The following is a 21,332-nucleotide window of genomic DNA, read 5'->3' as shown; positions in this document are numbered from 1 at the left end:
GCGAACTCTACGGCGCTGGCGCCGGGTCAGCCGGGGAAACGGCCGGTCGAACGCAGGAGCCACCGGCGCTCGGCGTACGCCAGGTCGTCGCGCCACAGCCGCCCGGCGGCGGCGCGCACCAGCGGGCGCAGCGCGGGCGCCAGCGCGCGGGCCACGGCGAAGCCGCGGCGGTCGGAGGCTGCCACGACCGCCTCGATCACGGCGGTGCGCGGCCTGCCCCGGTCGTCCGGGCCGAGCGGCGTGGCATGGGTCTCGACGACGGATCCCTCGCCCTCGCCCTCGACGATGCGCATCACGACGGTGCGCGGCCCCGGCGCGGTGAACACGGCCCGTACCGGCACCACCAGTCGCCCGGCGACCTTGAACGACACGTCGACGGCGAAACCGTCGCCGTCGACGCCCCCGCCGTCCGGACCCGGCACGTCGAGGACGGTGAGGTCCACGAAGGAGTACGGGTGGAACCAGGCGCCGTGCCACGGGTCGAGTCGGTTGGCGACCACGTCCTCGGGCTCACAGACGCCGATGCCGGTATACACGGCGTGCACGGCGCCGGAGAGCGCGGGCCGGGCGGGCACCGCGGGGGCCTCGCGCGGCGTCTCGCCGCCGGCGTCGTCCAGCCGGACCCAGACGAGGACTCCGTCGTCGTGCGCGGGCAGGGGCTCCCAGCCCGCCGCCGGGCCGCCGTCCAGGGCCAGGCCGTGCCAGTGACAGATGAGGGTGCCGCAGCGCACGGGGCTGTCGCCCAGCGGCGCCCCGAGGTGCGGGCAGCTGCCGGGCCCGGCCACCAGCCGCCCCACGCGGTCGCGCCACACGACCACTTCCCGCCCCGCCACGGTCCGGGCGAGCGGCCGGTCACGGGGGAGGTCGGCGGTGGCGCCGACGACGTACCAGTTGCCGGACGGCCGCGCCTGCGCCCGCTTCAGCGCGCCGGCGATCACGGCGGGGCGGGCCTCCCGCCAGGTGGGCCGCTGGTGTGTCCAGGCCACCGGGTTCCTGCGCAGCCGCAGCGGGAACCGCCCCCGACGACCGGCGGTCACCGGGTCTCCTCGGAAACCGCGGCGGCCCGCACCACCGGGTTCACGGGCGCAGGCGGGGCGGCGGCGCCCGCCGCCACCCGGGCCCGCAGCACGCGGACGAGACCGTCGCCGGCCACCGTCAGCCGCCGCCGCAGCGGCACCACCGCACGCCGGTGGACCACCGTGTACCCGCCCTCGGCGATGGCGTCGAGGATCCCTCCGTAGAGCACGAACGCGGTACGGATACAGGGGCGGGACGCCGGGTCGAGCATCGCGATGCCGGGCGCGGCCTCGCGGTAGACGCCACGGACGAGGTCCTCGGCGGCCCGCAGCGCGTCGGTGATCCGCCGGTCGCCGCGGCCGGTGCGCCGGCTCCAGAGCAGCAGTTCGCGGTCGGCGCCGTGCGCGGCGAGCAGGTCGGCGGGGAGGTAGACGCGGCCGCGGTCGAGGTCCTCGCCGACGTCCCGCAGGAAGTTGGTGAGCTGGAAGGCCACGCCGAGGGCGGCGGCGTGCGGGGCGGCCTCGGTGCGCGGCACCACGGTGCCGAGGACGGGCAGCATCTGGAGCCCGATCACGGCGGCGGAACCGTGCATGTAGGCGCGCAGGTCGGCGTAGGTGGCGTAGTCCGTGACGTCCAGGTCGCTGCGCATGGCGGCCATGAAGTCCGTGAAGTGCCGATGGTCGATGGCGTGGCGGCGGGCGGTGTCCGCGAGCGCGTGGACGACGGGTTCGGTGCTGTGCCCTTCCCTGAGCCCGCGTTCCAGCCGGCCCTCCAGCAGCGCGAGCTGCCGTGCCCGGTCGCCGCGCGTGTCGCCGGTGCCGAGGGCGTCCACGATGTCGTCCGCCCAGCGCGCGAACCCGTACAGGGCGTGCACGGCCGGCCGGCGGGCCACGGGCAGCAGCCGGGTGGCGAGGAAGTACGTCTTCCCGTGCCGGGCGTTGAGGGTGCGGCAGCGGGCGTAGGCGGAGCGCAGGTCCGGGTCGGCGATGCCCGCCGCGTCGAGCTCTCGGCCGGTCATGACGGGATCCCTTCGGTCGTCTGGCGGTCGGTGCGCGGGCGCGGGGTCGGTGCCGGGCCGCCGGTGATGCGGGCGGCGGCGAGTTTGCCGGACAGCAGCACCGTCGGGACGCCCACGCCGGGAGTGGTGCCGCAGCCCGCGAGAACGGCGTTGTCCGTGCCGCGCACGAGGTTGCGCGGCCGGAAGGGGCCGGTCTGGCGGAAGGTGTGGGCGGCCGAGAACGGCGTGCCCGCCGCGTGCCCCTGCGCCTGCCAGTCGGCGGGCGTGACCAGGCACTCCTCCTCGATGGCCGCGGCCAGACCGGTCAGTCCCCGGCGTTCCAGTTCGGTGAGGAGCCGGTCGCGGTAACGGGGGGCCAGGTCATGCCAGTCGGCCGCGCCCGGCCCGATGTCGGTGTTGGGACACGGGGCGAGGACGTAGTGCAGATGGCGGCCGGGCGGGGCGAGGCCCGGGTCGGTCGTGGTGGGGCGGGTGATCAGCAGGGACGGGTCCGACATGAGGCTGCCGGCGCGGGTGAGTTCGTCGAAGGTGCCGTGCCATCGGGCGCCGAAGGACAGGGTGTGATGGGCGAGTTGGGGCCAGGTGCGATCCGTGCCCGCGTGCAGGACGACGGCCGACGGCGCGTGCGTCAGCCGCACCGGGCGGCGGGGCGTGCGCCCCAGCAGCCGGTAGGCCACGGGCAGGTCGGGGGTGAGGACGACCGCGTCGCAGGGGATCCGGTCGTCGGCGGTCACCACCGCGGTCACACGGCTGCCGCGCCGCTCCAGCCGGACGACCTCCTGGCCGTGCCGGAACTCGGCGCCCGCCGCGGCGGCGGCGTCCGCCATGGCCTGCGGCAGGGCGTGCATCCCGCCGCGCGGGAAGTACACGCCGGCGACGGTGTCCATGTAGGCGATGACGGCGTACGCGGCGAGCGCGCGCCGGGGCGGGACACCGGCGTACAGCGCCTGGAACGAGAACACCCGGCGCAGCCGCTCGTCCCGCAGATGGCGGCCGATGGCCGGCTCCAGCCTGCCGAAGCCGCCGAGGGCGGCGAGACGTGCCAGGTCCCAGGTGAGCAGTTCGAACGGCGAGTCGAAGTTGCGGTCGATGAAGCGCCGCATCTGGGCCCGGTAGACCTGCTCCAGCCAGCGGCGCAGCCGACGGTATCCGGCCGCCTCGGCGGGGCCCGCGAAGCGTTCGACCTCGGCCTCCATCGCCGGGCCGTCGGTGTGCACGTCCAGCGCGCTGCCGTCGGCGAAGCACGCGCGGTAGGCGGGCCGCAGCTCGATCAGCTCGACCCGGTCTGCGAGGCGGTCCCCGACCGCCGCGAAGGCCTCGTCCGCCAGGTGCGGCATCGTCAGCACCGTGGGGCCCGTGTCGATGCGGTAGCCCGCGCGCGTCAGGCGCCCGGCGCGCCCGCCGGGCAGCGCGTCGCGCTCGACGAGGGTGACCCGGCGCCCGGCGCCGAGCAGGTGCAGGGCCGCCGACAGGCCGGACAGACCGGCGCCGACGACCACTACGTGGTCGGTACGTCCCGGCACGGTGCGTGTCATCGGCCGCTCTCCTCGGTCTCGGCGACGGGGGCCGCGGACAGCGGCCCGGCGGCCGGCCGCGAGGTGGGCAGACCCGCCACGCGCAGCAGCAGCCGCTCCAGCTCGGCGCCGCCCGTCGGTTCGAGGCGGGCACTTCTCAGCTGTCCGACGGCGCACCGGGCCAGCCGCCCGATCCTGTCCTCCACGGCCCGCAGCGCACCCGTGGTGACGAGGACCCGCCGCACCGGGTCCAGGGCGGACTCCGGCAGGTCGGCGCGGCCGTGCGCCTCGTCCAGCACCGCGAGGGCATTGAGGTCACCGGCCGCATCGGCCCACGCGCGGGCGACGGTGAAGAGGTACGTGGGCTTGCCGTTGCGCAGGTCGCCGCCCGGCGGCTTCCCGGTGCGGTCCGGGTCGGCGTACAGGTCGTCGATGTCGTCGCGCAGCTGGAACGCGAGGCCCGCACAGCGCCCGGCGGCACACAGCGACGCCGTCGTGGCCGGGTCGGCGCCCGCGAGTGCGGCGCCCAGTGCCATCGGCCGTTCCACCGAGTACAGGGCGCTCTTGAGGGTGGCGGCCCGGACCGCCTGCGGCACGGCGTGCGAGCGGGTGGCCTGTCCCTGGACGTCCAGATACTGCCCGGCCACCATCTCGGTGCGCATGTCCCGCCACAGCTCCCGCACCCGGCGGGACCCGCGTTCCGGCACCACGGTGTCGGCGATCAGATCGTCCGCCCAGGCCAGCGCCAGGTCCCCGGCGAGTACGGCGGCGGCCTCGCCGAGCCGTTCGGCCCTGCCGTCCGGCGCGGTCCGCCGGTACTGGGCGGCGACGGAGGCGTGCAGGGCGGGCCGTCCGCGCCGGGTGCCCGCGCCGTCCATCAGGTCGTCGTGGGCCAGCGCGCAGGTCTGGATCAGTTCGAGGGCGGCCCCGGTCCGCAGCGCCGCCCGCGCGGCGACGTCGTCCCGGCCGCCGCAGGCGCGCATCGCCCACCACACGAGCCGGGAGCGCAGCCGCTTGCCGCCGTCCAGCGTGAAGCGGGCGACCCGGTCGGCGACGTCGCGGGCGAAGAGCGGGTCCAGCGCGCGGGCGCGGGCGAGGTGCTCGGCCAGGACCTGCGCCAGCACCCGGCCGACGGCGGCGGAGACGTCCCGGTCGACGGCGGCCGGCCGGAACCCGTCCGCCGGGCACGGCTCATGCCGGTCGGCCGGAGCCGCGGGGGGCGGTCCGGTCGGGTGGGCCGCGTCGGCACGGCGGTCCGTGGGATGGCTGGCACGCATGCCGGGGTCCTCTCCTCGGTGGCGCGGCACTGTGTCCATGCCTTCCGCGCGAACGACCGGAACGGATGCGCCAATGGGGTACGTCGGCCGGTGCGCGACACTCGTACTCACGCCGATCAGCCGCGGTCGCGGGCCTGCTTGAACCGGGCGAGCCCCTCGGAGAGGCCGATCAGCGGCTCCGGGTAGTCGAGCGCGGAGCGCTCGGGACCCTTCAGCTTCCAGGGCTCGTGCACGGCCGGGCCCTCGACGCCCTCCAGTTCGGGCACCCAGCGCCGCACGTACGTCCCGTCGGGGTCGTGGCGCCTGGCCTGGACGACCGGGTTGAGGACGCGGTTGGGCCGGGTGTCGGTGCCGGTCCCGGCCACCCACTGCCAGTTGAGCTGGTTGTTGGCGAGGTCGCCGTCGACCAGCAGGGACAGGAAGTGCTCGGCGCCCACCCGCCAGTCGACGTAGAGCGTCTTGGCCAGGAACGACGCCGTCAGCAGCCGGCCGCGGTTGTGCATCCAGCCCTCGTGGCTCAGCTGGCGCATCGCGGCGTCGACGACCGGGTAGCCGGTACGGCCCTCGCGCCAGGCCTCGATGTCGTCGTGGGCCTCGTCGGCGTCGCGCCAGCGGTCGGCGCGGTCGCGGTAGTCGGCGGTGGCCGCGTCGGGCCGGGCGGCCAGGACCTGGCGGTGGAAGTCCCGCCAGGCGAGCTGCCGTACGAAGGCCTCGGCCCCGGCACCGCCCGCCTTGCGGGCCCGGTGGACGATCTCGACGGGGGAGAGGGTACCGAAGTGCAGGTGCGGCGACAGCCGGGAGGTGGCGTCGCCCGCCAGGTCGTCGTGCCGGTCCTCGTAGCCGCGGACGGCCCCGTTCAGCCAGGCCGTGAGGCGCTTGCGGCCGTCCGTCTCGCCGCCGCGCGCCAGGCCCGGGGAGACTCCCGTGACCTTGCGGCGGGAGGACAGCGGCTCGGAACCGACGCCGGTGGGGACTCCCACCGAGCGCGGGGCGTCGAGCGGGCCGCGCAGCTTCTCGTCCGACCAGCGGCGGAAGTACGGCGTGAAGACCGCGAAGTGGTCCGAGCCGGCCGGGGTGACCGCGCCGGCCGCCACGGCGGTGGTGACCGTGTCGTGCACGTGCAGCCGTCGGCCTTCCGCCTCCAGCGCGGCACGCAGGTGCTCCTCACGCCGGTGGGCGTAGGCGCTGACGTCGGACGCCATGTGCACCTCGTCGGCGTCGGCCTCGGCGGCGACCTGGCAGACCTCGCGCACGACGTCGCCGGAGCGCACCACCAGCCGCCCGCCGCGGGCCCGCAGACCGGCGTCCAGGTCGCCGAGACAGTCGGCCAGGAAGGCCATCCGGTTCGGCACGGCGAATCCGGCGTCCGCCACACCCCGGTCGTGGACGAACAGGGGCACCACCTGACGGGAGCCGTCGAGGGCGGCGCGCAGCGGTGGGTGATCGTGCAGCCGCAGGTCCGCGGTGAACAGAACGACGGACACGTTCATGGGCGTGCTCCAGGGATGAGGGCGCGGGACGAGGAGCGCGGCGGGCACGCCGCGGGTGCCGGCCGACGGCGCCGACCGCGAGGAGGTGACGCCGTCGACCTCCGGCGCCTGGAGGACCTCGGGCCGGGCCGGATCACCGGGACTCACCGCCCCGTGCGGGTGTCGTTCGTGGTGCCGGTTCGCCGGGTGCGGCCGGGGCCTTCGCCGCCGCGCGGGCGATGTTGCGGGCCATCCCGCCGAAGACGGCCGCGTGGAAGGGGGAGATGCTCCACCAGTACAGGTGCCCGAGCAGGCCGTGCGGGTGGAAGAGGGCGCGCTGCCGGTAACGGGCGCGGCCGGCGCCGAGCGGCTCGGCGTACAGCTCCAGCCAGGCCAGGCCGGGCAGCCGCATCTCTGCCCGCAGCCTCAGCAGACGGCCCGGCTCGACGTCCTCCACGCGCCAGAAGTCGACGGCGTCGCCCACCCGCAGCCGGCTCGCGTCCCGCCGCCCCCGACGCAGTCCCGCGCCGCCGACCAGCCGGTCCAGCCAGCCGCGCACCGACCAGGCCACCGGGAGGGAGTACCAGCCGTTCTCCCCGCCGATGCCCTCGATGATCCGCCACAGCGCCTCGCGGGAGGCGGCCACGGGCACCGCCCGCTCGTCCTGGTAGAGGCTGCCGCCCGCCCAGTCGGGGTCGGTGGGCAGGGGGTCGCTGGGCGCGCCGGGCAGCGCCGAGGAGGACCAGCGCGTGGTGACCTGGGCGTCCCGGACGCGCTGGAGGGCCAGCCGTACCGCCTCGTCGAAGCCGACCGGCCCGCCGGGCGGGTCGGGAACGTACTCGGCGATGTCGTGCTCGCGGCAGATCACCTCGTGGCGCAGGGACTCGGTGAGCGGGCGGGCGAGGGACGGCGGGACCGGCGTCACCAGTCCGACCCAGTAGCTGGACAGCCGGGGCGTCAGCACCGGCACGGGCAGGATCAGCCGCCGGGGCAGCTCGGCGACCGCCGCGTACCGGAGCATCATGTCGCGGTACGTCAGGATCTCCGGGCCGCCGACGTCGAAGGCGCGGTTCACCGAGGCCGGCATCGAGGCGCTGCCCACCAGGAGCCGCAGCACGTCCCGCACGGCGACGGGCTGGATCCGGGTGTGCACCCAGCTGGGCGTGACCATCACCGGCAGCCGCTCGGTGAGATAGCGCAGCATCTCGAAGGAGGCGGAGCCCGAGCCGATGATGACGGCGGCCCGCAGCACGGTCGTCGGCACACCCGAGGCGAGGAGGATGCGCCCGACCTCGTCGCGGGAGCGCAGGTGCGGCGACAGCTCGCTGTCGGGGACGCCCGCGGGGATCAGACCGCCGAGGTAGACGATGCGGCGCACCCCGGCGGCCCGGGCCTGTTCCGCGAAAACGCGCGCGGCCCGCCGGTCGGCCTCCTCGAATCCGCCGCCCGTGCCGAGCGCGTGGACCAGGTAGTAGGCGACGTCGATCCCGCGCAGTGCCTCGGCGGCCGAGGCGGCGTCCGTGACGTCGCCGCGCGCCACCTCGACCTCGCCCGCCCAGGGGTGGTCGCGCAGCTTGTCCGGCGACCGGGTCAGACAGCGCACCCGGTGCCCGGTTCGGAGCAGTTCCGGGACGAGCCGCCCACCGATGTACCCCGTGGCACCGGTGACGAGGCAGTGCGGCCCCGGTTCGGTGGCGTGCTGGTCCATGGTCGTTCCTCCGTTTCGGCGCGTCCGGGATACCTTCCACGCGGGCGGCCCGCTTGGATGCGGTGCGGCTTCGCCTGGGCTGATCAGGTGGCCGGAGCACCCACAACCGTCGGCCACCCGCCCGTGCCCTTGCGTCAGTGGTCGGTGAGGAGGGTCGTCAGGCCGCGCAGCGCCGTCGAGCGGCCGCGGTTCGGTACCGTCCGCAAGGGTTCGGCCCGTACCCCCCACCTGCGCAAGAGCACGTTGGCGGCCAGGAATCCGCTGGTCGCGGCGCGTTCCATGAGGGCGACCGGAAGGCCGGTGGCGACCATGTCACCGGCCACGACGACCGCCGGGTCCGCCGTCCGCACGCGCGGGCGGCGGTCGTAACCGCCGACCGCGAACAGCGGGCAGTCCTCGCGCCATTCGTCGCGGGAGTCGATCACCCCCGCGTCGCGGGTCTCCGGATACACCCGGTGCAACTGGCTCACCAGCCGCTCCCGCACCTCCTTGCGGTCGGCGCCCTGCGGGACGGCGTAGGCGTGGAGCTCCACCACGGACCCCCCGGTGCGCAGCGCCCAGCGGTGGGCCTCGCCCTCCCAGCGGTCCAGGACGCTGATGTTGTCCAGCTCCGCATAGCCGCTGGTGCCCAGGAACGCGGGGCGGTCCGGGTGCACCGGCCGGTCCAGCCAGAGCCGGGACACCAGGAACGGCGGGGCGGTGCGCAGCCCCGCGACGCCGGTGCGCCAGGCCCGGTCGACCAGGTCGGGCGAGGCGGCCGCGACCTGCCGCAGGCCGGCCACGTCCATCGCCAGCACCACGGCGTCGTAGGACCGCGTCCCGCCGGCGACGGTGACGCGCACCGTGCCGTCCGCGCCCGGGGCCACCGCCTCCACCGGGCTGGACAGCAGGATCGTCGCCCCGCGTTCCTGGAGGTAGTCCCCGAGGGGCTCCCACAGCGCCTGCGGGAACGGCTCGCGCGGCACGTCGAACAACAGGCCCTCGCTGGAGCCCAGGAAGTAGATGTGGAACATCAGCGCCAGTTCCGCCGCCGACAGTTGCCTCGGGTCCGCGAAGAAACTGCGCGAGAACACCTCGAACGCGAGATGCCGGGCGGCCGCCGGGAAGCCGATGCGCGCCAGGAAGTCGTGCGCGCTGACGCCGTCCAGCTGCTCGTAGATCCGCGGTACGCGGACGTCCAGCAGCGGCAGCGCCGAGCGCGCGTTCATGGTCATCAGGTCCCGCCAGCCGAACGTGGGGCTCAGCGCCACGAACCCGAGGGCGTTCAGCGGGGGAGTGCGCGGCACACGGGCGAAGCTGTCGAGCAGCCCGGCGCTGTGGCGCAGCGGGTAGTCGGGCAGGGGGGTCAGCCCGTGCAGGCCCGGGTCGGTCCGCCGCAGCAGCGCACGCAGGTTGTAGTACTGCCGGAAGAACGCGTGGAAGCCGCGCGTCATGGTGCCCGTCGACCCGTCGGCCAGCCGCACCTGCCACCCCGCGAGCCGCCCGCCGAGGTCGGACTCGCGCTCCAGCAGCGTCACCCGTACCCCGCGCTCCGCGAGGACGGTGGCCGCCGCGAGCCCCGCGATGCCGCCGCCGACCACGGCGACCGACGGCCCGAGGCCCTCCAGACGCGGAACGCCCCTGCGGTCCGTCAGCACGCGTGCCCTGCGGTCCCGTCCGTGGCCGCCACCCGCGGAGGAGCTCTCGCCCACGAAGCCCGTCCTCCTCATGCCTGTCCCTCTCGTACGGCGGGAACCCGCGCCACGAACGTGTGGGTGATCCCGGTCTGCCAGCCGGTCAGCGGCAGCGTCCGGACAGCGGCGAACCCCGTCCGCTCCAGGCGCGCCGCGAAGGCGCTCGCCGTGTCGAACTCGACGACGCTGCGCCACAGATGCGCGTACAGCGCGTCGTCCCCGGTGCGCCGTGCCACCGGGAGCACCAGGCCCTTGCACACGGCCGTCCACACCGCGCGGTGCGCCGCCCGCCCGGTGAGGCTGTACTCGTGCACCGCGAGCCGCCCGCCCGGCAGGAGCACGTCCCGCACGTCCGCGAGGACCCGGTCCGGGTCGGCGACGTTGCGGAACAGGTACGCGGCGAACACCGCGTCGAACGGGCCGGTGACCCCGGCCGCGGCCAGCCCCTCGGCGGGGGCGTGCACGAAGTCGACCCGGGCCGGCCAGCGTTTGCTCCGCGCCCTGGCGAGCATGCCCCGCGACGCGTCCACCGCGGTGATCCGGGCGCGCGGCGCGGTGGCCAGCAGGGCGGCCGTGGAGGCGCCGGTGCCGCAGCCGAGGTCGAGCAGGTGCAGGCCGCTGCCGCCGTCGGGCAGGGCCAGCCGGCGGGCGGAGCGGCGCAGCTGGCCGTGGTACCCGGGGTTGGCGGCGACCATCCAGTCGTAGGACGGCGCGGCGTGATCGAACGCGGCCGAGAGTTCGGCATCGCGCAGCAGTGACATGGGGGTGCTCCTCGGTACGGCGGTGGAGAGCCGGGGAAGGGGGGCGTGATCCGGCCGGGTGCCGGGGCGGGACGGGTCATGATCCGGCCGGGCGCCGGGGCAGGAAGGGCAGTTCCAGGGCGGTGCGCAGCATCGGCCGCGCCGGGGTGCGCAGCCCGACCGCGAGGTCCTCCAGCACGTTGGTCCGGCCGTCGAGGAAGCGCAGCAGCCGCGGCGCCGGCACCCTCCCGAACAGCCCGGTGAACAGCGCGGCCCCGTCCACCCGTCCGGTGTCCAGGGCACGCAGCAGCACGGCGTCCATGGCGCGGGCCCGCGCCGCGTGCGGGGCGGGGGCGAGCGGCGTACGGCCCTCGGCCAGCGCCGCCGCGATCGCCCGCGACTGGCGCTGGGCTGCCGCGAAGGAGTAGCCGGTCGCGGGGCGCGTGGTCCCGCCCGCCACCCCGATCGGGAAGACGGACCTGCCGGTACGGCGCGGGAACCGGGCGTCGGTCATCGCGATGACGCCCTCCTCGACCGCCGTGACCTCGAAGTCGCCGATGTCCAGCACCTCGGTGGCGTACTGGCCGAGCGCCCGGTCGTAGGCGTCGCCGTCGAGGACCGCGGCGGAGAACTCCGTGTACTCGACCAGGGCCTCGCACGGGCCGAGCGGCAGGACGTAGCCGAAGGCGAGCCCGTGCCGTGGCTGCGGGGTGCGGAAGTCCATCAGGTCGGCGACGCCCGGGTCGAAGGCGGGGCGGGCGGTGCGCACGAACCAGCCGCGGAAGTGCTGCAGCAGCGTCGTCCGGGCCGGTCCCGGCCGCCCCGGCGGCCGGGAGTCGAACACCCAGCGGGCCCGCAGCCGCACGGGAGCACCCCGCGCGTCATGGCCGCGCACCTCGCCACCACCGGGAACGTCCCGCACGCTCTCGACGACGGCTTCCTGCCGGAGACATCCGGACCGGGCCAGCTCGGCGTCAGCCCACCGCTCGAAGTCCGGGGACCGGATCATCTTGTAGCGCAGCGGGGCGGGATCGCGCACCACGGCCGCGCCGTCCGGGCCGGTGACGCGCAGGCGGCCCCAGTCGGCGCGGACGGCGCCGTCGTACTCGCCGCCGGCCGCCTCCCAGAAGCACCAGGTCCGGGGCCCGGGCCGTAACGCGCCGGGCGGGGCCTCGACCAGAGCGACCGTCAGGGGACGGCGGGCCCGCGTCCGGGGCGCGGTCAGCCGCCGCGCCAGCGACAGCCCCGCGGCGCCGCCACCGATGACGACTACGTCTGCGTCCCGCACCAAGGCTCCCTCGCGGCCGTGCCGGTCCCGGGGCGCTGTCCCGGGGCGCGTACTCATGATGCTGTTGCTTCCGCGCCGGACCCGCTCCTGGATGCACCGCCGGACGGAGTTCACGCGTTCGCCGTGCCCGCGTCCTCGCGCAGGCAGTGGGCGAGGCGGTGCAGCCCGCGGCGGGCGTGGCTCTTGACCGTGCCCAGGGGCCAGCCGGTGACGTCGGCGATCTGTGCCTGGGACAGGTCGTCGTAGAAGGCGAGGCGCAGCACCTGGCGCTGCGGTGAGGACAGCTTCGCCAGCTCGGTCGCCACCAGCACCCGGTCGATGGCCGCCTCCGGCTCCACCGCCGCCCGCGCGGCCCGGCCGGCCAGCAGCGACCCGGCGACCTCGGCGAGCTCGGTACGCCGGTAACGGGCCGCGAGCGCGTCCGCGACCTTGCGCCGGGTGATGCCCACCAGCCAGGCGGACAGCGCGCCCCGCTCCGGAGCGAAGCCCGCCCGGCCGCGCCACGCCGCCAGGAACACCGCCTGGGTGACGTCCTCCGCCTCGCCCCGGTCCGCGAGCGAACGGCTGGCCAGCGCGTGGACCAGCGGCCCGAACCGCCGGTACACCGCGGCCAGGCAGTCCTCGTCCCCTTCGGCGAACCGCGCCGCCAGGTCCTCGTCGACGATCCGCTGTGCGTACATACTGCGTGGCCCCCTCAGCCGAGCGTTACTCCTTCGTCGTCTCGGCAGTCACGGTGGGACCCGCTACCAGGGGGCTACAACTTGCACCGACCGTGCATCGCTTTCCGGGTGCCTCGCAGAAGGAAGGGGCACCGCGGCTACCCTCGGCCGCGATGAACAGACGGCGACAGAAGAAGCTGACGGCCCGCCTCGTGACGGCCGCGATGTGCGGCGAGCACACCGACGTCGAGGCCCTGCTGCACGCGGGGGCCGATCCGAACACCGCGGACTTCGAGGGCACGACCCCGCTCTACGCTGCCTCGGTCCACGGCGCCACCGACGTCGTGCGCACCCTGCTGGAGGCCGGCGCCGCTCCCGACGCGGAGAGCGCGGGCGTCGGCGCGGAAGGCACACCGCTGTGCGCGGCGGCGTGCTGGGGCCACACCGGGACGGTCCGCGAACTCCTCGCCCACGGTGCGGACGCCGGCCTCCGTGAGGACGGCGGCACGGGCCTCACGCCGTTGGAGTGGGCGCTGCGCGGCCCGCACCCGGAGACGGCGGAGGCACTCCGCGCCGCGGGTGCGAGGGTCACTTCGTGAGGTGGCCGAGGAAGTCGTCCCACACGGCGGGGGAGACGGTCGGTCGGGGGCCCGCCCCTGAAGGGCGCTCACCTCATTCGAGTCACACATCAGCAGGCCGCCTCGCTGCCCCTCGCAGTACGCGAACCACGTGTTCTCCGCCGTTTCCGACAGCTGCGTGGGACCGTCCAGAGGTGCTGGACCGAGGTCCGGCGCCGGGGAAGACCGTGCGGGCGGAGGTGGACGTACTGGATTGGCTCCGTCTGCTCCGGGCCTGACGGTCACGGGACGCGTGTGACCGTCACCCCACCTGCCCCATCCCCGCCGCGTTCGGCCAGTTCGTCGTGCCCGGCCAGCCCGTGGCCGCGGCGGGGGAGAGGCCGCCCGGCGGGACCGGGCCCGTGGTGCCCCGGACCTGGGCCGCGGTGAGGCCGCCGCGTGCGGGGACGCCGGGCGGGGTGGGAGAGGGCGCGGGCTGCGGGATCGCCTGGGCCACCGCCGGTTGGGGCATGGCCGGCGGGGGCATCGCGGGCTGCGGTACGGGGGGCTGCTGCATCGGCGGTTGCGGCATCTGCTGCGGGAGCTGTGGTGGGGGGATCTGCCCGGGCAACTGCGGCTGGGGGATCTGTTGCGGGAGTTGCGGGAGTTGCGGCTGCGGGATCTGCTGGGGCAGCTGCGGTTGCGGCATCTGCTGGTGCGGCTGGGGATACGCCTGCGCCGCCGCCGGCATCGGCATGCCGCCGCCGGTGCCCGGCGCCCCTGCCGCGACGGCCTGCGCGGCGAGGCCCGGCATGCCGGCCCCGTTGGTGGCGCCGACCAGCCGGTCCACCGCCGCCGTGCCCGAGCTGTAGCTGGTCCCGGTGCTCGGCTCGGGCACGGCGGCTCCCCTCCTGGTCCCGTAGAGCACCTGTTCCAGGCCGGACACCAGGCGACGCACATCCACCTGGGGGCGCACCACGAGACGCAGGAAGCGGCTGGAGGATCCGATCTTGTTGCCGCACTCACGGACCAGGATCCGGTGCTCGGTGAGCAGCCGGTCCCGGACCACGGTGCCCTCGGCGCCGACCGGGAGACGCACGAAGAGGAAGTTGCCCTGAGAGGGGTAGACCGTGAGGCCGGGCAGAGAGGAGAGCTGGCTGGCCATCTCCAGGCGGTCCCGGCGGACCTGCTGAAGGCTCTGCGCGTACTCCTGGCCGTGCTCCTTCAGCATGAACACCACGTGCTCGGCGAAGGAGTTGAGGTTCCACTTGGGCAGCATGGAGCGGATCCGGCCCGCCAGGGCCGGGTTGGCGACCAGGTAGCCGAAGCGGATGCCGTGCAGGCCGAAGTTCTTGCCGAGGCTGCGCAGCACGACGACGTTGGGGCGGATCATCGCCTCCTGCACGACGCTCGGCTCGGCCTCCGCGTCGGCGAACTCCAGGAACGACTCGTCGACGATGACCAGATCCCGGTCCGCCATCGCGTCCATGAACTGCACGATCGCGTGCTTGTGCACGAAACCGCCGTCGGGGTTGTTGGGGTTGCAGATCACGGCGGCCCGGGTGCCCCGGGCCCGGATGAACTCGGCGTACTGGGCGAGGTCGAGGGCGAAGCCGCTGGACTCCTGGAGCGGGAACATGTCGACCCGCTTGCCGGTCTCCATGGGCTGGTCGGTCCAGCGGCCGAAGGTGGGGACGGGGACGGCGAGGGACTCCCGGACGAGCAGATGGTCGATCCAGGTGATCAGCTCGGTCGAGCCGTTGCCCATCGCCACGCACTGCGGCGGAAGCCGGAGCAGGCTGCACAGTTCGGCGGTGATGGTGTCGGCGCTGCTCGGGTAGTACGTGACGATCTCGCGCAGCTTGTCCGCCATCTCGTCGAACATCGCCGGCGTGGGGAAGTACGGGTTGCAGGGAATGCAGAAGTCCACCGGACCCGACCCGTCGCTCTCCCGCGTCAACGCCGCCATCGACGGGCTGTGCGCAGCAGTGCTGCGGAACAGCGAGGTGACGTTGTCAGGCAAGGAGACCTCCGGTTGGGGCGGACCCGGCGGGGAGGACCGGGTCCGTCGTATGGGTGGCCCGTGCGGGGGAGCACGGGCCGCCCATACATACGGAGGCTGCGGTGGCTGCGTTCAATTCATGTGACGGAAGTGTGGAGTAGTCACGCGCTGAACGAGTGCACCGTCGTCGTGCGGTACGTCTGCCCCGGCCGCAGTACCGTCGACGGGAACGACGGCTGGTTCGGCGAGTCCGGGAAGTGCTGTGTTTCCAGGCAGAGCCCGTCGCCCTGCCGGTAGACGGTGCCACCGGAGCCGACGAGGGTGCCGTCGAGGAAGTTGCCGGAGTAGAACTGCAGGCCCGGCTCGGTGGTCGCGATCCGCAGGGTGCGGCCGGACGAGGGGTCCCGCAGCGTGGCGATGTGCTCCGGCCGCGCCGTGAGGCCCTTGTCGAGGGCCCAGTTGTGGTCGAGGCCCTGGCCGTACAGCAGTTGCGGGTGCGCCACGCGGATGTCCTCGCCGACGGTCTTGGCGCGGCGGAAGTCGAACGGGGTGCCCGGGACCCGCGCCAGCTCTCCCGTGGGGATCAGCCCCGAGTCGACCGGCGTGTACCGCGAGGCGGCGATGGTCAGCTCGTGGTCGTGGATCGTGCCGCTCGACTCGCCGGCCAGGTTCCAGTAGACGTGGCTGGTGAGGTTGACGACCGTGGCCTTGTCGGTGGTGGCCGCGTAGTCGATGCGCCAGTCGCCGTGCCGGGTGAGGGTGTAGGTGACCTTGGTCCGCAGCGTGCCGGGGTAGCCCATCTCGCCGTCGACGCCGGTGCGGTACAGGCGCAGGCCGACGTCCGAGCCCCTGGTGAACGGCTCCACGTCCCACACGCGCTTGTCGAAGCCCTGGGCGCCGCCGTGCAGGCTGTTCTCGCCGTCGTTGACGGAGAGCTGGTAGGTCCTGCCGTCCAGGGTGAAGCGGCCCTTGCCGATGCGGTTGCCGTACCGGCCGATCAGGGCGCCGAAGTAAGGGCTCTTGGCGACGTAGTCCTCGAGGGTGCCGAAGCCCAGGGAGACGTTGGCGTACCGCCCGCGCCGGTCCGGGATCTCGAGGGACTGCACGATCCCGCCGTAGGAGAGGACCTTCAGCCGGGTGCCGCCGTTCTCCAGCGCCCAGCTGTACACCTTCGTCCCGTCGGCGAGCTTCCCGAAGAGCGACTTCACCGGCTTCCCGTCTCCCGTCGCGTGCGCGGCGCCGCCGGCGGTGGCGGCGGTGAGACCCACGGCCGCCGCTCCGGCGAGGACTGTACGTCTGTTCAGTTCCATGTGCGGCTCCTGCAAGGGAAGGGGCCCCGCCTCGCGGCGGGGCCCGGATGGCCTACGAACCGACCTTGCGCTTGTTCCACACGTCGAAGCCGACCGCCGCCAGCAGCACCAGGCCCTTGATGACCTGCTGCCAGTCGGTGCCGATACCGACGAGGTTCATACCGTTGTTCAGCACGCCCAGGACCAGACCGCCGATGATCGCGCCGAGCACCGTGCCGACGCCGCCGCTCATCGACGCGCCGCCGATGAAGGAGGCCGCGATCGCCTCCAGTTCGAAGTTGAGGCCGGCCTTGGGCGAGGCCGCGTTGAAGCGGGCGGCGAAGACCAGACCCGCCAGGGCCGCGAGCATGCCCATGTTCAGGAAGACCAGGAAGGTGACCTTCTTGTCCTTCACGCCGGACAGCTTGGCGGCGGGGAGGTTGCCGCCGATGGCGTAGATGTGCCGGCCGACGATCGCGTTGCGCATGACGTAGCCGAAGCCGACGACCAGGACGCCGAGGATCAGCAGCACGATCGGCGCGCCCTTGTAGCTGGCCAGCAGCAGCGTCGCGACCAGGACGGCGGCGACCAGGGCGACGAGCTTCAGCAGGAAGAAGTTCCGCGGCAGCACCTCCAGCGAGAACTCCTGCTGGCGCTTGCGGTCGCGTACCTCCTGCAGGACCACGAAGGCGATCAGCGCGAAGCCCAGCAACAGGGTCAGGTTGTGATAGTTGGTGTTCGGCCCGACCTCCGGCAGGAAGCCGTTGGCGACCTTCTGCAGGCCCTCCGGGAACGGGCCGAGGGTCTGGCCCTCCAGGAAGATCTCGGTGAGACCGCGGAAGATCAGCATGCCCGCGAGGGTCACGATGAACGACGGTATGCCGCCGTAGGCGATGAAGAACCCCTGTGCGGCGCCCGCCACGGCGCCCATGGCCAGGCAGAGGATCACCGCCAGCGGCCACGGTATGTCGTTCCTGACCATGAACACGGCGGCCATCGAGCCGATGAACGCCGTCAGCGAGCCGACCGACAGGTCGATGTGGCCCGCGATGATGACGAGCATCATGCCGATCGCGAGGATCAGGATGTAGCTGTTCTGGAGCACCAGGTTGGAGACGTTGCGCGGCAGCAGCAGGTCGCCGTCGGTCCACACGGCGAACAGCACCACGATCAGGCCGAGGGCGATCAGCATGCCGTACTGCCGCATGTTGCGGCGCATCCCGTCCAGCACCATCTGGAGCAGGCCGCCCCCCGCGCCCGCTCCGCCCTTGCCCGCCGGCGCGGGGGCGGGGGTCTTGGCGGTCACATCCGTGCTCATCGCGTTACCTCTTTGTCCTTCGTCATCTGACGCATCAGCGCTTCCTGGGAGGCCTCGGCCCGCGAGAACTCACCGGTCAGCCGGCCCGCGGCCATCGTGTAGATGCGGTCGCACATGCCGAGCAGCTCCGGCAGCTCGGAGGAGATGAAGACGACCGCCTTGCCCTGGGCCGCCAGTTGGTCGATGACCGTGTAGATCTCGTACTTGGCGCCGACGTCGATGCCGCGTGTCGGCTCGTCCAGGATCAGCACCTCCGGACCCGCGAAGATCCACTTGCTGAGGACGACCTTCTGCTGGTTGCCGCCGGACAGCTTGCCCACCGGCTCGAAGACCGTAGGCGCCTTGATGTTCATGGACTTGCGGAAGCCCTCGGCGACCTGCCGCTCCCCGTGCTCGTCGACCACACCCCGCTTCGCGACCTTCTTCAGCGCCGTCAGCGAGATGTTCCGGTTGATGGTGTCGATGAGGTTCAGGCCGTAGTGCTTGCGGTCCTCGGTGACATAGGCGATGCCGTGCTTCACGGCCTCCGCCACCGTCTTCGTACGGATCTCCCGGCCGTCCTTGAGGACCGAACCGCCCGCGTACCGGCCGTAGGTGCGCCCGAAGACGCTCATCGCCAGTTCGGTGCGGCCGGCGCCCATCAGGCCCGCGATGCCGACGATCTCCCCGCGTCGCACCGACAGCGACACGTCGTCGACCACCTTGCGCTGCTGGTCGATCGGGTGGTGCACGGTCCAGCCCCGGATCTCCAGCGCGGGCGCGGCACCCTCCTCCGGCTGGTGCGGCGTGCGCTCCGGGAAGCGGTGCTCCAGGTCGCGGCCGACCATCCCGCTGATGATCCGGTCCTCGGTGGTCTCCGCGGCCTTCACGTCGAGCGTCTCGATGGTCCGCCCGTCGCGCAGGATGGTCACCGAGTCGGCGACCTTGCGGATCTCGTTCAGCTTGTGCGAGATGATGATCGAGGTGATGCCCTGGTTCTTCAACTCCAGGATCAGGTTGAGCAGTTTGCCGCTGTCCTCGTCGTTCAGGGCGGCCGTCGGCTCGTCCAGGATGAGCAGCTTCACCTTCTTGGAGAGCGCCTTGGCGATCTCGACGAGTTGCTGCTTGCCCACGCCGATGTCCGCGACCCGGGTCTCCGGGTGGTCGGTCAGCCCCACCCGGCGCAGCAGCTCGGTGGCGTGCCGGAGGGTCTCGGTCCAGTCGATCAGCCCGCGCGTGGCGTGCTCGTTGCCGAGGAAGATGTTCTCCGCGATCGACAGGTACGGCACCAGCGCCAGTTCCTGGTGGATGATGACGATGCCGTGCTGCTCGCTCGCCCGGATGTCCTTGAAGTGGCAGACCTCCCCCTCGAAGAGGATCTCCCCCTCGTAGGTTCCGTGCGGGTGGACGCCGGAGAGGACCTTCATCAGGGTCGACTTCCCGGCGCCGTTCTCCCCGCAGATGGCGTGGACCTCGCCCTGCCGGACGGTCAGAGTGACGTCCGAGAGCGCCTTGACGCCGGGAAAGGTCTTGACGATCGAGCGCATTTCCAGGACGGGTCCCGCCATGGTCGTGCCTTCCAATCCCTAGGTGCGGCGGTTTGCTCAGAGGTCGCTTTCCTTGATGTAGCCGGAGTCGACCACGGTCTCCTGGTAGTTGGCCTTGTCGACGCTCACCGGCTCCAGCAGGAAGGCGGGCACGACCTTCGCACCGTTGTCGTAGGTCTTGCTGTCGTTGACCTCGGGCTTCTTGTCGTTGAGGAGCGCGTCGACCATGTTCGAGGCCACCTTGGCGAGTTCGCGGGTGTCCTTGTAGACGGTCATCGCCTGCTCGTCCGCGATGATCGACTTCACCGAGGCGACCTCGGCGTCCTGGCCGGTGACGATCGGCAGCGGCTTGCTCTTGGAGCCGTAGTCGTCCGACTTGAGGGCCGAGAGGATGCCGATGGAGATGCCGTCGTACGGCGAGAGCACCGCGTCCACCCGCTCGGACTTGTACGCCGAGGTCAGGATGTCGTCCATGCGCTTCTGCGCGGTGCCGCCGTCCCAGCGCAGGGTGGTGACCTGGGTCAGCTTGGTCTGGCCGGAGCGGACCACCAGCTGCTTCTTGTCGATGTAGGGCTGCAGGACGTTCATCGCGCCCTGGAAGAAGTAGCGGGTGTTGTTGTCGTCGTTGGAGCCGGCGAACAGCTCGACGTTGAAGGGGCCCTTCTCCGCGCCGTCCTTCAGGCCGAGCTTGTCGACGATGTAGCCGCCCTGGAGTTCGCCGACCTTCTCGTTGTCGAACGAGGCGTAGTAGTCGACGTTCTCGGTGCCGAGGATCAGGCGGTCGTAGGAGATCACCGGGATGTCGGCGTCCTTGGCCTGCTGCAGGACGTTGTTCATCGACTTGTTGTCGATGGCCGCGACGATCAGGGCCTTCACGCCCTGCGTGATGAGGTTCTCGACCTGCGAGACCTGCTGGTCGGGGTCGTCCTCGCCGTAGACGAGCTTGGTCTTGTAGCCCTTGGACTCCAGGTCCTTGACGACGTTGTTGCCGTCGGCGATCCAGCGCTCGGAGGACTTGGTCGGCATCGCGATGCCGATGGTGGCGCCCTCGGCGCCGCCCGAGTCCTCCTTGCTGCCGCCGTCGCCGCTCTGGCCACAGGCGGAGAGGGTCAGGGCGAGCGAGGCGGCCGCGGCTATCGCGGTGAGTGCGGCTCTGCGGTTACGCATGATCATCATCCTTGATGTGTGCGGTGAGGAACCGAGACGAGGTGTGTGGGATTGTGCGCGGCTGTGTCTTCTTTTGAGAAGCAATTTTCCGGAACGTTATGACGGGATCTCGAACCGGCGCAGCTCGCCCGGCAGTCGGGAGCCGAGCGGCGCCATGTCGCCGTCCGCTCCGTGGCGGGCCAGCAGGTCGAGGGCGAGCCGGCCGCGCCGCACCCGTTCCCTGGCGGTGGCCAGGGCCAGCTCCCGCAGGTGGTGCCCGTAGGGGTAGATCCCGGGCGCCTTGGAGAGGCCGAACTTCAGATAGAGCGGTGCGCCGCGCCGGATCAGCTCGGCGACCTCGTACATCCGCACATAGCCGCCGAGGTCGTCGGGGGCCTCGATGTACATGTCCATGGGAGCGCCGGACACCCGGCGGATCTCGGTGAGGTGATCCAGCGTCAGGTCGCTGGGCACGTTGACGGAGTCGGCGCCGAGCCGCTCGTACACCGCGTAGCTCGCCGGGTTCACGGGCCCGATCAGCGCCGACACCTTGAGCGTGGTGTCGGCCGGGAGGATGCCCTGGGCGCGCGCCCGGTGCAGCGTCCACAGCACACCCTCGTCCGCGACGAGCAGGCACTTCACACCCAGTTCGGTCGCGCGCACGGCGTCCTCGACACAGCCGGCGACGGCGTCGTGGCCGCGCGCCCGCGCCCCGGCGCCCCGGGAGTCGCTGCGGGTCGAGCCGCCGATGTCCCAGGTGCCGCGCGGGCCGGTGAACAGGCAGAGCTCGATGTCCCGTTCGCCGCTCGCCTCGACCATCTCGGTGATCTCGGCGTCGGTCAGCATCCACACCCCGCTGCCCTGACTGATCCGGTGGATCGGCACGTCCAGGCGCGAGGCCTCCTTGAGGACGACCGTCAGTGCCTCGGGACCCTCGCACGAGGGGATCTCGGTGCGCCAGCGGCCACCGCCCGGGAAGCTGTGCGGTGAGGCGTCGGCGGGGTCGGGGGTGGGCACACCCAGGCCGAGCGCGGTGAGTGCCTGCTCACCGGGCCTGCGGGCGGCCGTGGCGGAAGCGTCGGTCACAAGCTGTCCTTAGTGTTCGGTATATCGGACGAGGTTCGCAGTGAC

17 protein-coding genes are annotated in these 21,332 nt (G+C 73.1%); 1 reads left to right on the top strand and 16 read right to left on the bottom strand.

Annotated features, from left to right (window positions below; all coding sequences use genetic code 11):
- Positions 1 to 26: 26 nt before the first annotated feature.
- The 10 genes from ACFV6X_RS12775 to ACFV6X_RS12730 form a co-directional block, all read right to left on the bottom strand.
- Positions 27 to 1,037, bottom strand: coding sequence for a DUF5914 domain-containing protein (locus ACFV6X_RS12775; protein ID WP_385381696.1), 1,011 nt, complete (start codon positions 1,035 to 1,037; stop codon positions 27 to 29).
- Positions 1,034 to 2,035: a phytoene/squalene synthase family protein gene (locus ACFV6X_RS12770; RefSeq protein WP_385381693.1), complete on the bottom strand. Its 1,002-nt coding sequence runs from the start codon at positions 2,033 to 2,035 to the stop codon at positions 1,034 to 1,036. Before ACFV6X_RS12770 ends, ACFV6X_RS12775 begins: the two co-directional genes overlap by 4 nt.
- Positions 2,032 to 3,570, bottom strand: a complete 1,539-nt coding sequence (locus tag ACFV6X_RS12765) for a phytoene desaturase (RefSeq protein WP_385381690.1) — start codon at positions 3,568 to 3,570, stop codon at positions 2,032 to 2,034. The genes ACFV6X_RS12770 and ACFV6X_RS12765 overlap by 4 nt, the downstream gene beginning before the upstream one ends.
- Entirely contained in the window at positions 3,567 to 4,826 is a 1,260-nt protein-coding gene (locus ACFV6X_RS12760) for a polyprenyl synthetase family protein (protein ID WP_385381687.1), read from the bottom strand. Before ACFV6X_RS12760 ends, ACFV6X_RS12765 begins: the two co-directional genes overlap by 4 nt.
- A gap of 116 nt (positions 4,827 to 4,942) precedes the next feature.
- A complete protein-coding gene (locus ACFV6X_RS12755) occupies positions 4,943 to 6,316 on the bottom strand; it encodes a cryptochrome/photolyase family protein (protein WP_385381684.1) in 1,374 nt (457 codons plus the stop codon).
- A gap of 133 nt (positions 6,317 to 6,449) precedes the next feature.
- The gene (locus tag ACFV6X_RS12750; protein ID WP_385381682.1) at positions 6,450 to 8,003 is read right to left on the bottom strand and encodes an SDR family oxidoreductase; all 1,554 of its coding nucleotides are present in this window, start codon (positions 8,001 to 8,003) and stop codon (positions 6,450 to 6,452) included.
- A gap of 134 nt (positions 8,004 to 8,137) precedes the next feature.
- Complete coding sequence (locus tag ACFV6X_RS12745) at positions 8,138 to 9,712, bottom strand: FAD-dependent oxidoreductase (RefSeq protein WP_385381679.1); 1,575 nt, start codon at positions 9,710 to 9,712, stop codon at positions 8,138 to 8,140.
- Positions 9,709 to 10,437 carry a class I SAM-dependent methyltransferase gene (locus ACFV6X_RS12740; protein ID WP_385381676.1) on the bottom strand — a complete coding sequence of 243 codons (729 nt, stop codon included), beginning with the start codon at positions 10,435 to 10,437 and terminating at the stop codon, positions 9,709 to 9,711. Before ACFV6X_RS12740 ends, ACFV6X_RS12745 begins: the two co-directional genes overlap by 4 nt.
- Positions 10,438 to 10,513: 76 nt before the next feature.
- Complete coding sequence (locus ACFV6X_RS12735; protein ID WP_385381673.1) at positions 10,514 to 11,704, bottom strand: lycopene cyclase family protein; 1,191 nt, start codon at positions 11,702 to 11,704, stop codon at positions 10,514 to 10,516.
- Between the two features lie 110 nt (positions 11,705 to 11,814).
- Positions 11,815 to 12,384: a sigma-70 family RNA polymerase sigma factor gene (locus ACFV6X_RS12730; RefSeq protein WP_385381670.1), complete on the bottom strand. Its 570-nt coding sequence runs from the start codon at positions 12,382 to 12,384 to the stop codon at positions 11,815 to 11,817.
- A gap of 152 nt (positions 12,385 to 12,536) precedes the next feature.
- Between ACFV6X_RS12730 and ACFV6X_RS12725 the strand changes: the two genes are divergently transcribed.
- Positions 12,537 to 12,962, top strand: coding sequence for an ankyrin repeat domain-containing protein (locus tag ACFV6X_RS12725; RefSeq protein ID WP_385381667.1), 426 nt, complete (start codon positions 12,537 to 12,539; stop codon positions 12,960 to 12,962).
- A 280-nt stretch (positions 12,963 to 13,242) separates the two neighbouring features.
- Here the strand turns inward: ACFV6X_RS12725 and ACFV6X_RS12720 are convergent, their stop codons facing one another.
- The 6 genes from ACFV6X_RS12720 to ACFV6X_RS12695 all read right to left on the bottom strand — a co-directional run bounded on the left by ACFV6X_RS12720 (position 13,243) and on the right by ACFV6X_RS12695 (position 21,287).
- Positions 13,243 to 14,943 (bottom strand): pyridoxal phosphate-dependent aminotransferase, encoded by a 1,701-nt coding sequence (locus tag ACFV6X_RS12720; protein ID WP_385381664.1) that lies wholly within the window; start codon positions 14,941 to 14,943, stop codon positions 13,243 to 13,245.
- Between the two features lie 140 nt (positions 14,944 to 15,083).
- On the bottom strand, positions 15,084 to 16,232 hold the full coding sequence (locus tag ACFV6X_RS12715) for an aldose epimerase family protein (RefSeq protein WP_385381661.1): 1,149 nt from the start codon (positions 16,230 to 16,232) through the stop codon (positions 15,084 to 15,086).
- A gap of 52 nt (positions 16,233 to 16,284) precedes the next feature.
- On the bottom strand, positions 16,285 to 17,529 hold the full coding sequence (gene mmsB / locus ACFV6X_RS12710; protein WP_385381658.1) for a multiple monosaccharide ABC transporter permease: 1,245 nt from the start codon (positions 17,527 to 17,529) through the stop codon (positions 16,285 to 16,287).
- Complete coding sequence (gene mmsA, locus ACFV6X_RS12705) at positions 17,526 to 19,076, bottom strand: multiple monosaccharide ABC transporter ATP-binding protein (protein WP_385381655.1); 1,551 nt, start codon at positions 19,074 to 19,076, stop codon at positions 17,526 to 17,528. The genes mmsB and mmsA overlap by 4 nt, the downstream gene beginning before the upstream one ends.
- A gap of 36 nt (positions 19,077 to 19,112) precedes the next feature.
- Positions 19,113 to 20,222 (bottom strand): multiple monosaccharide ABC transporter substrate-binding protein, encoded by a 1,110-nt coding sequence (gene chvE / locus ACFV6X_RS12700; protein WP_385381652.1) that lies wholly within the window; start codon positions 20,220 to 20,222, stop codon positions 19,113 to 19,115.
- A gap of 96 nt (positions 20,223 to 20,318) precedes the next feature.
- Complete coding sequence (locus tag ACFV6X_RS12695) at positions 20,319 to 21,287, bottom strand: hypothetical protein (RefSeq protein ID WP_385381649.1); 969 nt, start codon at positions 21,285 to 21,287, stop codon at positions 20,319 to 20,321.
- Between the last annotated feature and the right edge of the window lie 45 nt (positions 21,288 to 21,332).

Source organism: Streptomyces sp. NPDC059861 (assembly GCF_042731435.1).
In the GTDB taxonomy this organism is placed as follows: Bacteria; Actinomycetota; Actinomycetes; order Streptomycetales; family Streptomycetaceae; genus Streptomyces.
The sequence above is the reverse complement of the archived record's forward strand: the minus strand, read 5'-3'. Positions and strand labels throughout refer to the sequence as shown.

Excerpts from the sequence above, each read along its gene's own strand:
- mmsA (WP_385381655.1), bottom strand. The coding sequence starts at position 19,076 with ATGGCGGGACCCGTCCTGGAAATGCGCTCGATCGTCAAGACCTTTCCC.
- chvE (WP_385381652.1), bottom strand. The coding sequence starts at position 20,222 with ATGCGTAACCGCAGAGCCGCACTCACCGCGATAGCCGCGGCCGCCTCG.
- ACFV6X_RS12755 (WP_385381684.1), bottom strand. The coding sequence starts at position 6,316 with ATGAACGTGTCCGTCGTTCTGTTCACCGCGGACCTGCGGCTGCACGAT.
- ACFV6X_RS12760 (WP_385381687.1), bottom strand. The coding sequence starts at position 4,826 with ATGCGTGCCAGCCATCCCACGGACCGCCGTGCCGACGCGGCCCACCCG.
- ACFV6X_RS12740 (WP_385381676.1), bottom strand. The coding sequence starts at position 10,437 with ATGTCACTGCTGCGCGATGCCGAACTCTCGGCCGCGTTCGATCACGCC.
- ACFV6X_RS12725 (WP_385381667.1), top strand. The coding sequence starts at position 12,537 with ATGAACAGACGGCGACAGAAGAAGCTGACGGCCCGCCTCGTGACGGCC.
- ACFV6X_RS12750 (WP_385381682.1), bottom strand. The coding sequence starts at position 8,003 with ATGGACCAGCACGCCACCGAACCGGGGCCGCACTGCCTCGTCACCGGT.
- ACFV6X_RS12730 (WP_385381670.1), bottom strand. The coding sequence starts at position 12,384 with ATGTACGCACAGCGGATCGTCGACGAGGACCTGGCGGCGCGGTTCGCC.
- ACFV6X_RS12765 (WP_385381690.1), bottom strand. The coding sequence starts at position 3,570 with ATGACACGCACCGTGCCGGGACGTACCGACCACGTAGTGGTCGTCGGC.
- ACFV6X_RS12715 (WP_385381661.1), bottom strand. The coding sequence starts at position 16,232 with ATGGAACTGAACAGACGTACAGTCCTCGCCGGAGCGGCGGCCGTGGGT.
- ACFV6X_RS12770 (WP_385381693.1), bottom strand. The coding sequence starts at position 2,035 with ATGACCGGCCGAGAGCTCGACGCGGCGGGCATCGCCGACCCGGACCTG.
- ACFV6X_RS12745 (WP_385381679.1), bottom strand. The coding sequence starts at position 9,712 with ATGAGGAGGACGGGCTTCGTGGGCGAGAGCTCCTCCGCGGGTGGCGGC.
- mmsB (WP_385381658.1), bottom strand. The coding sequence starts at position 17,529 with ATGAGCACGGATGTGACCGCCAAGACCCCCGCCCCCGCGCCGGCGGGC.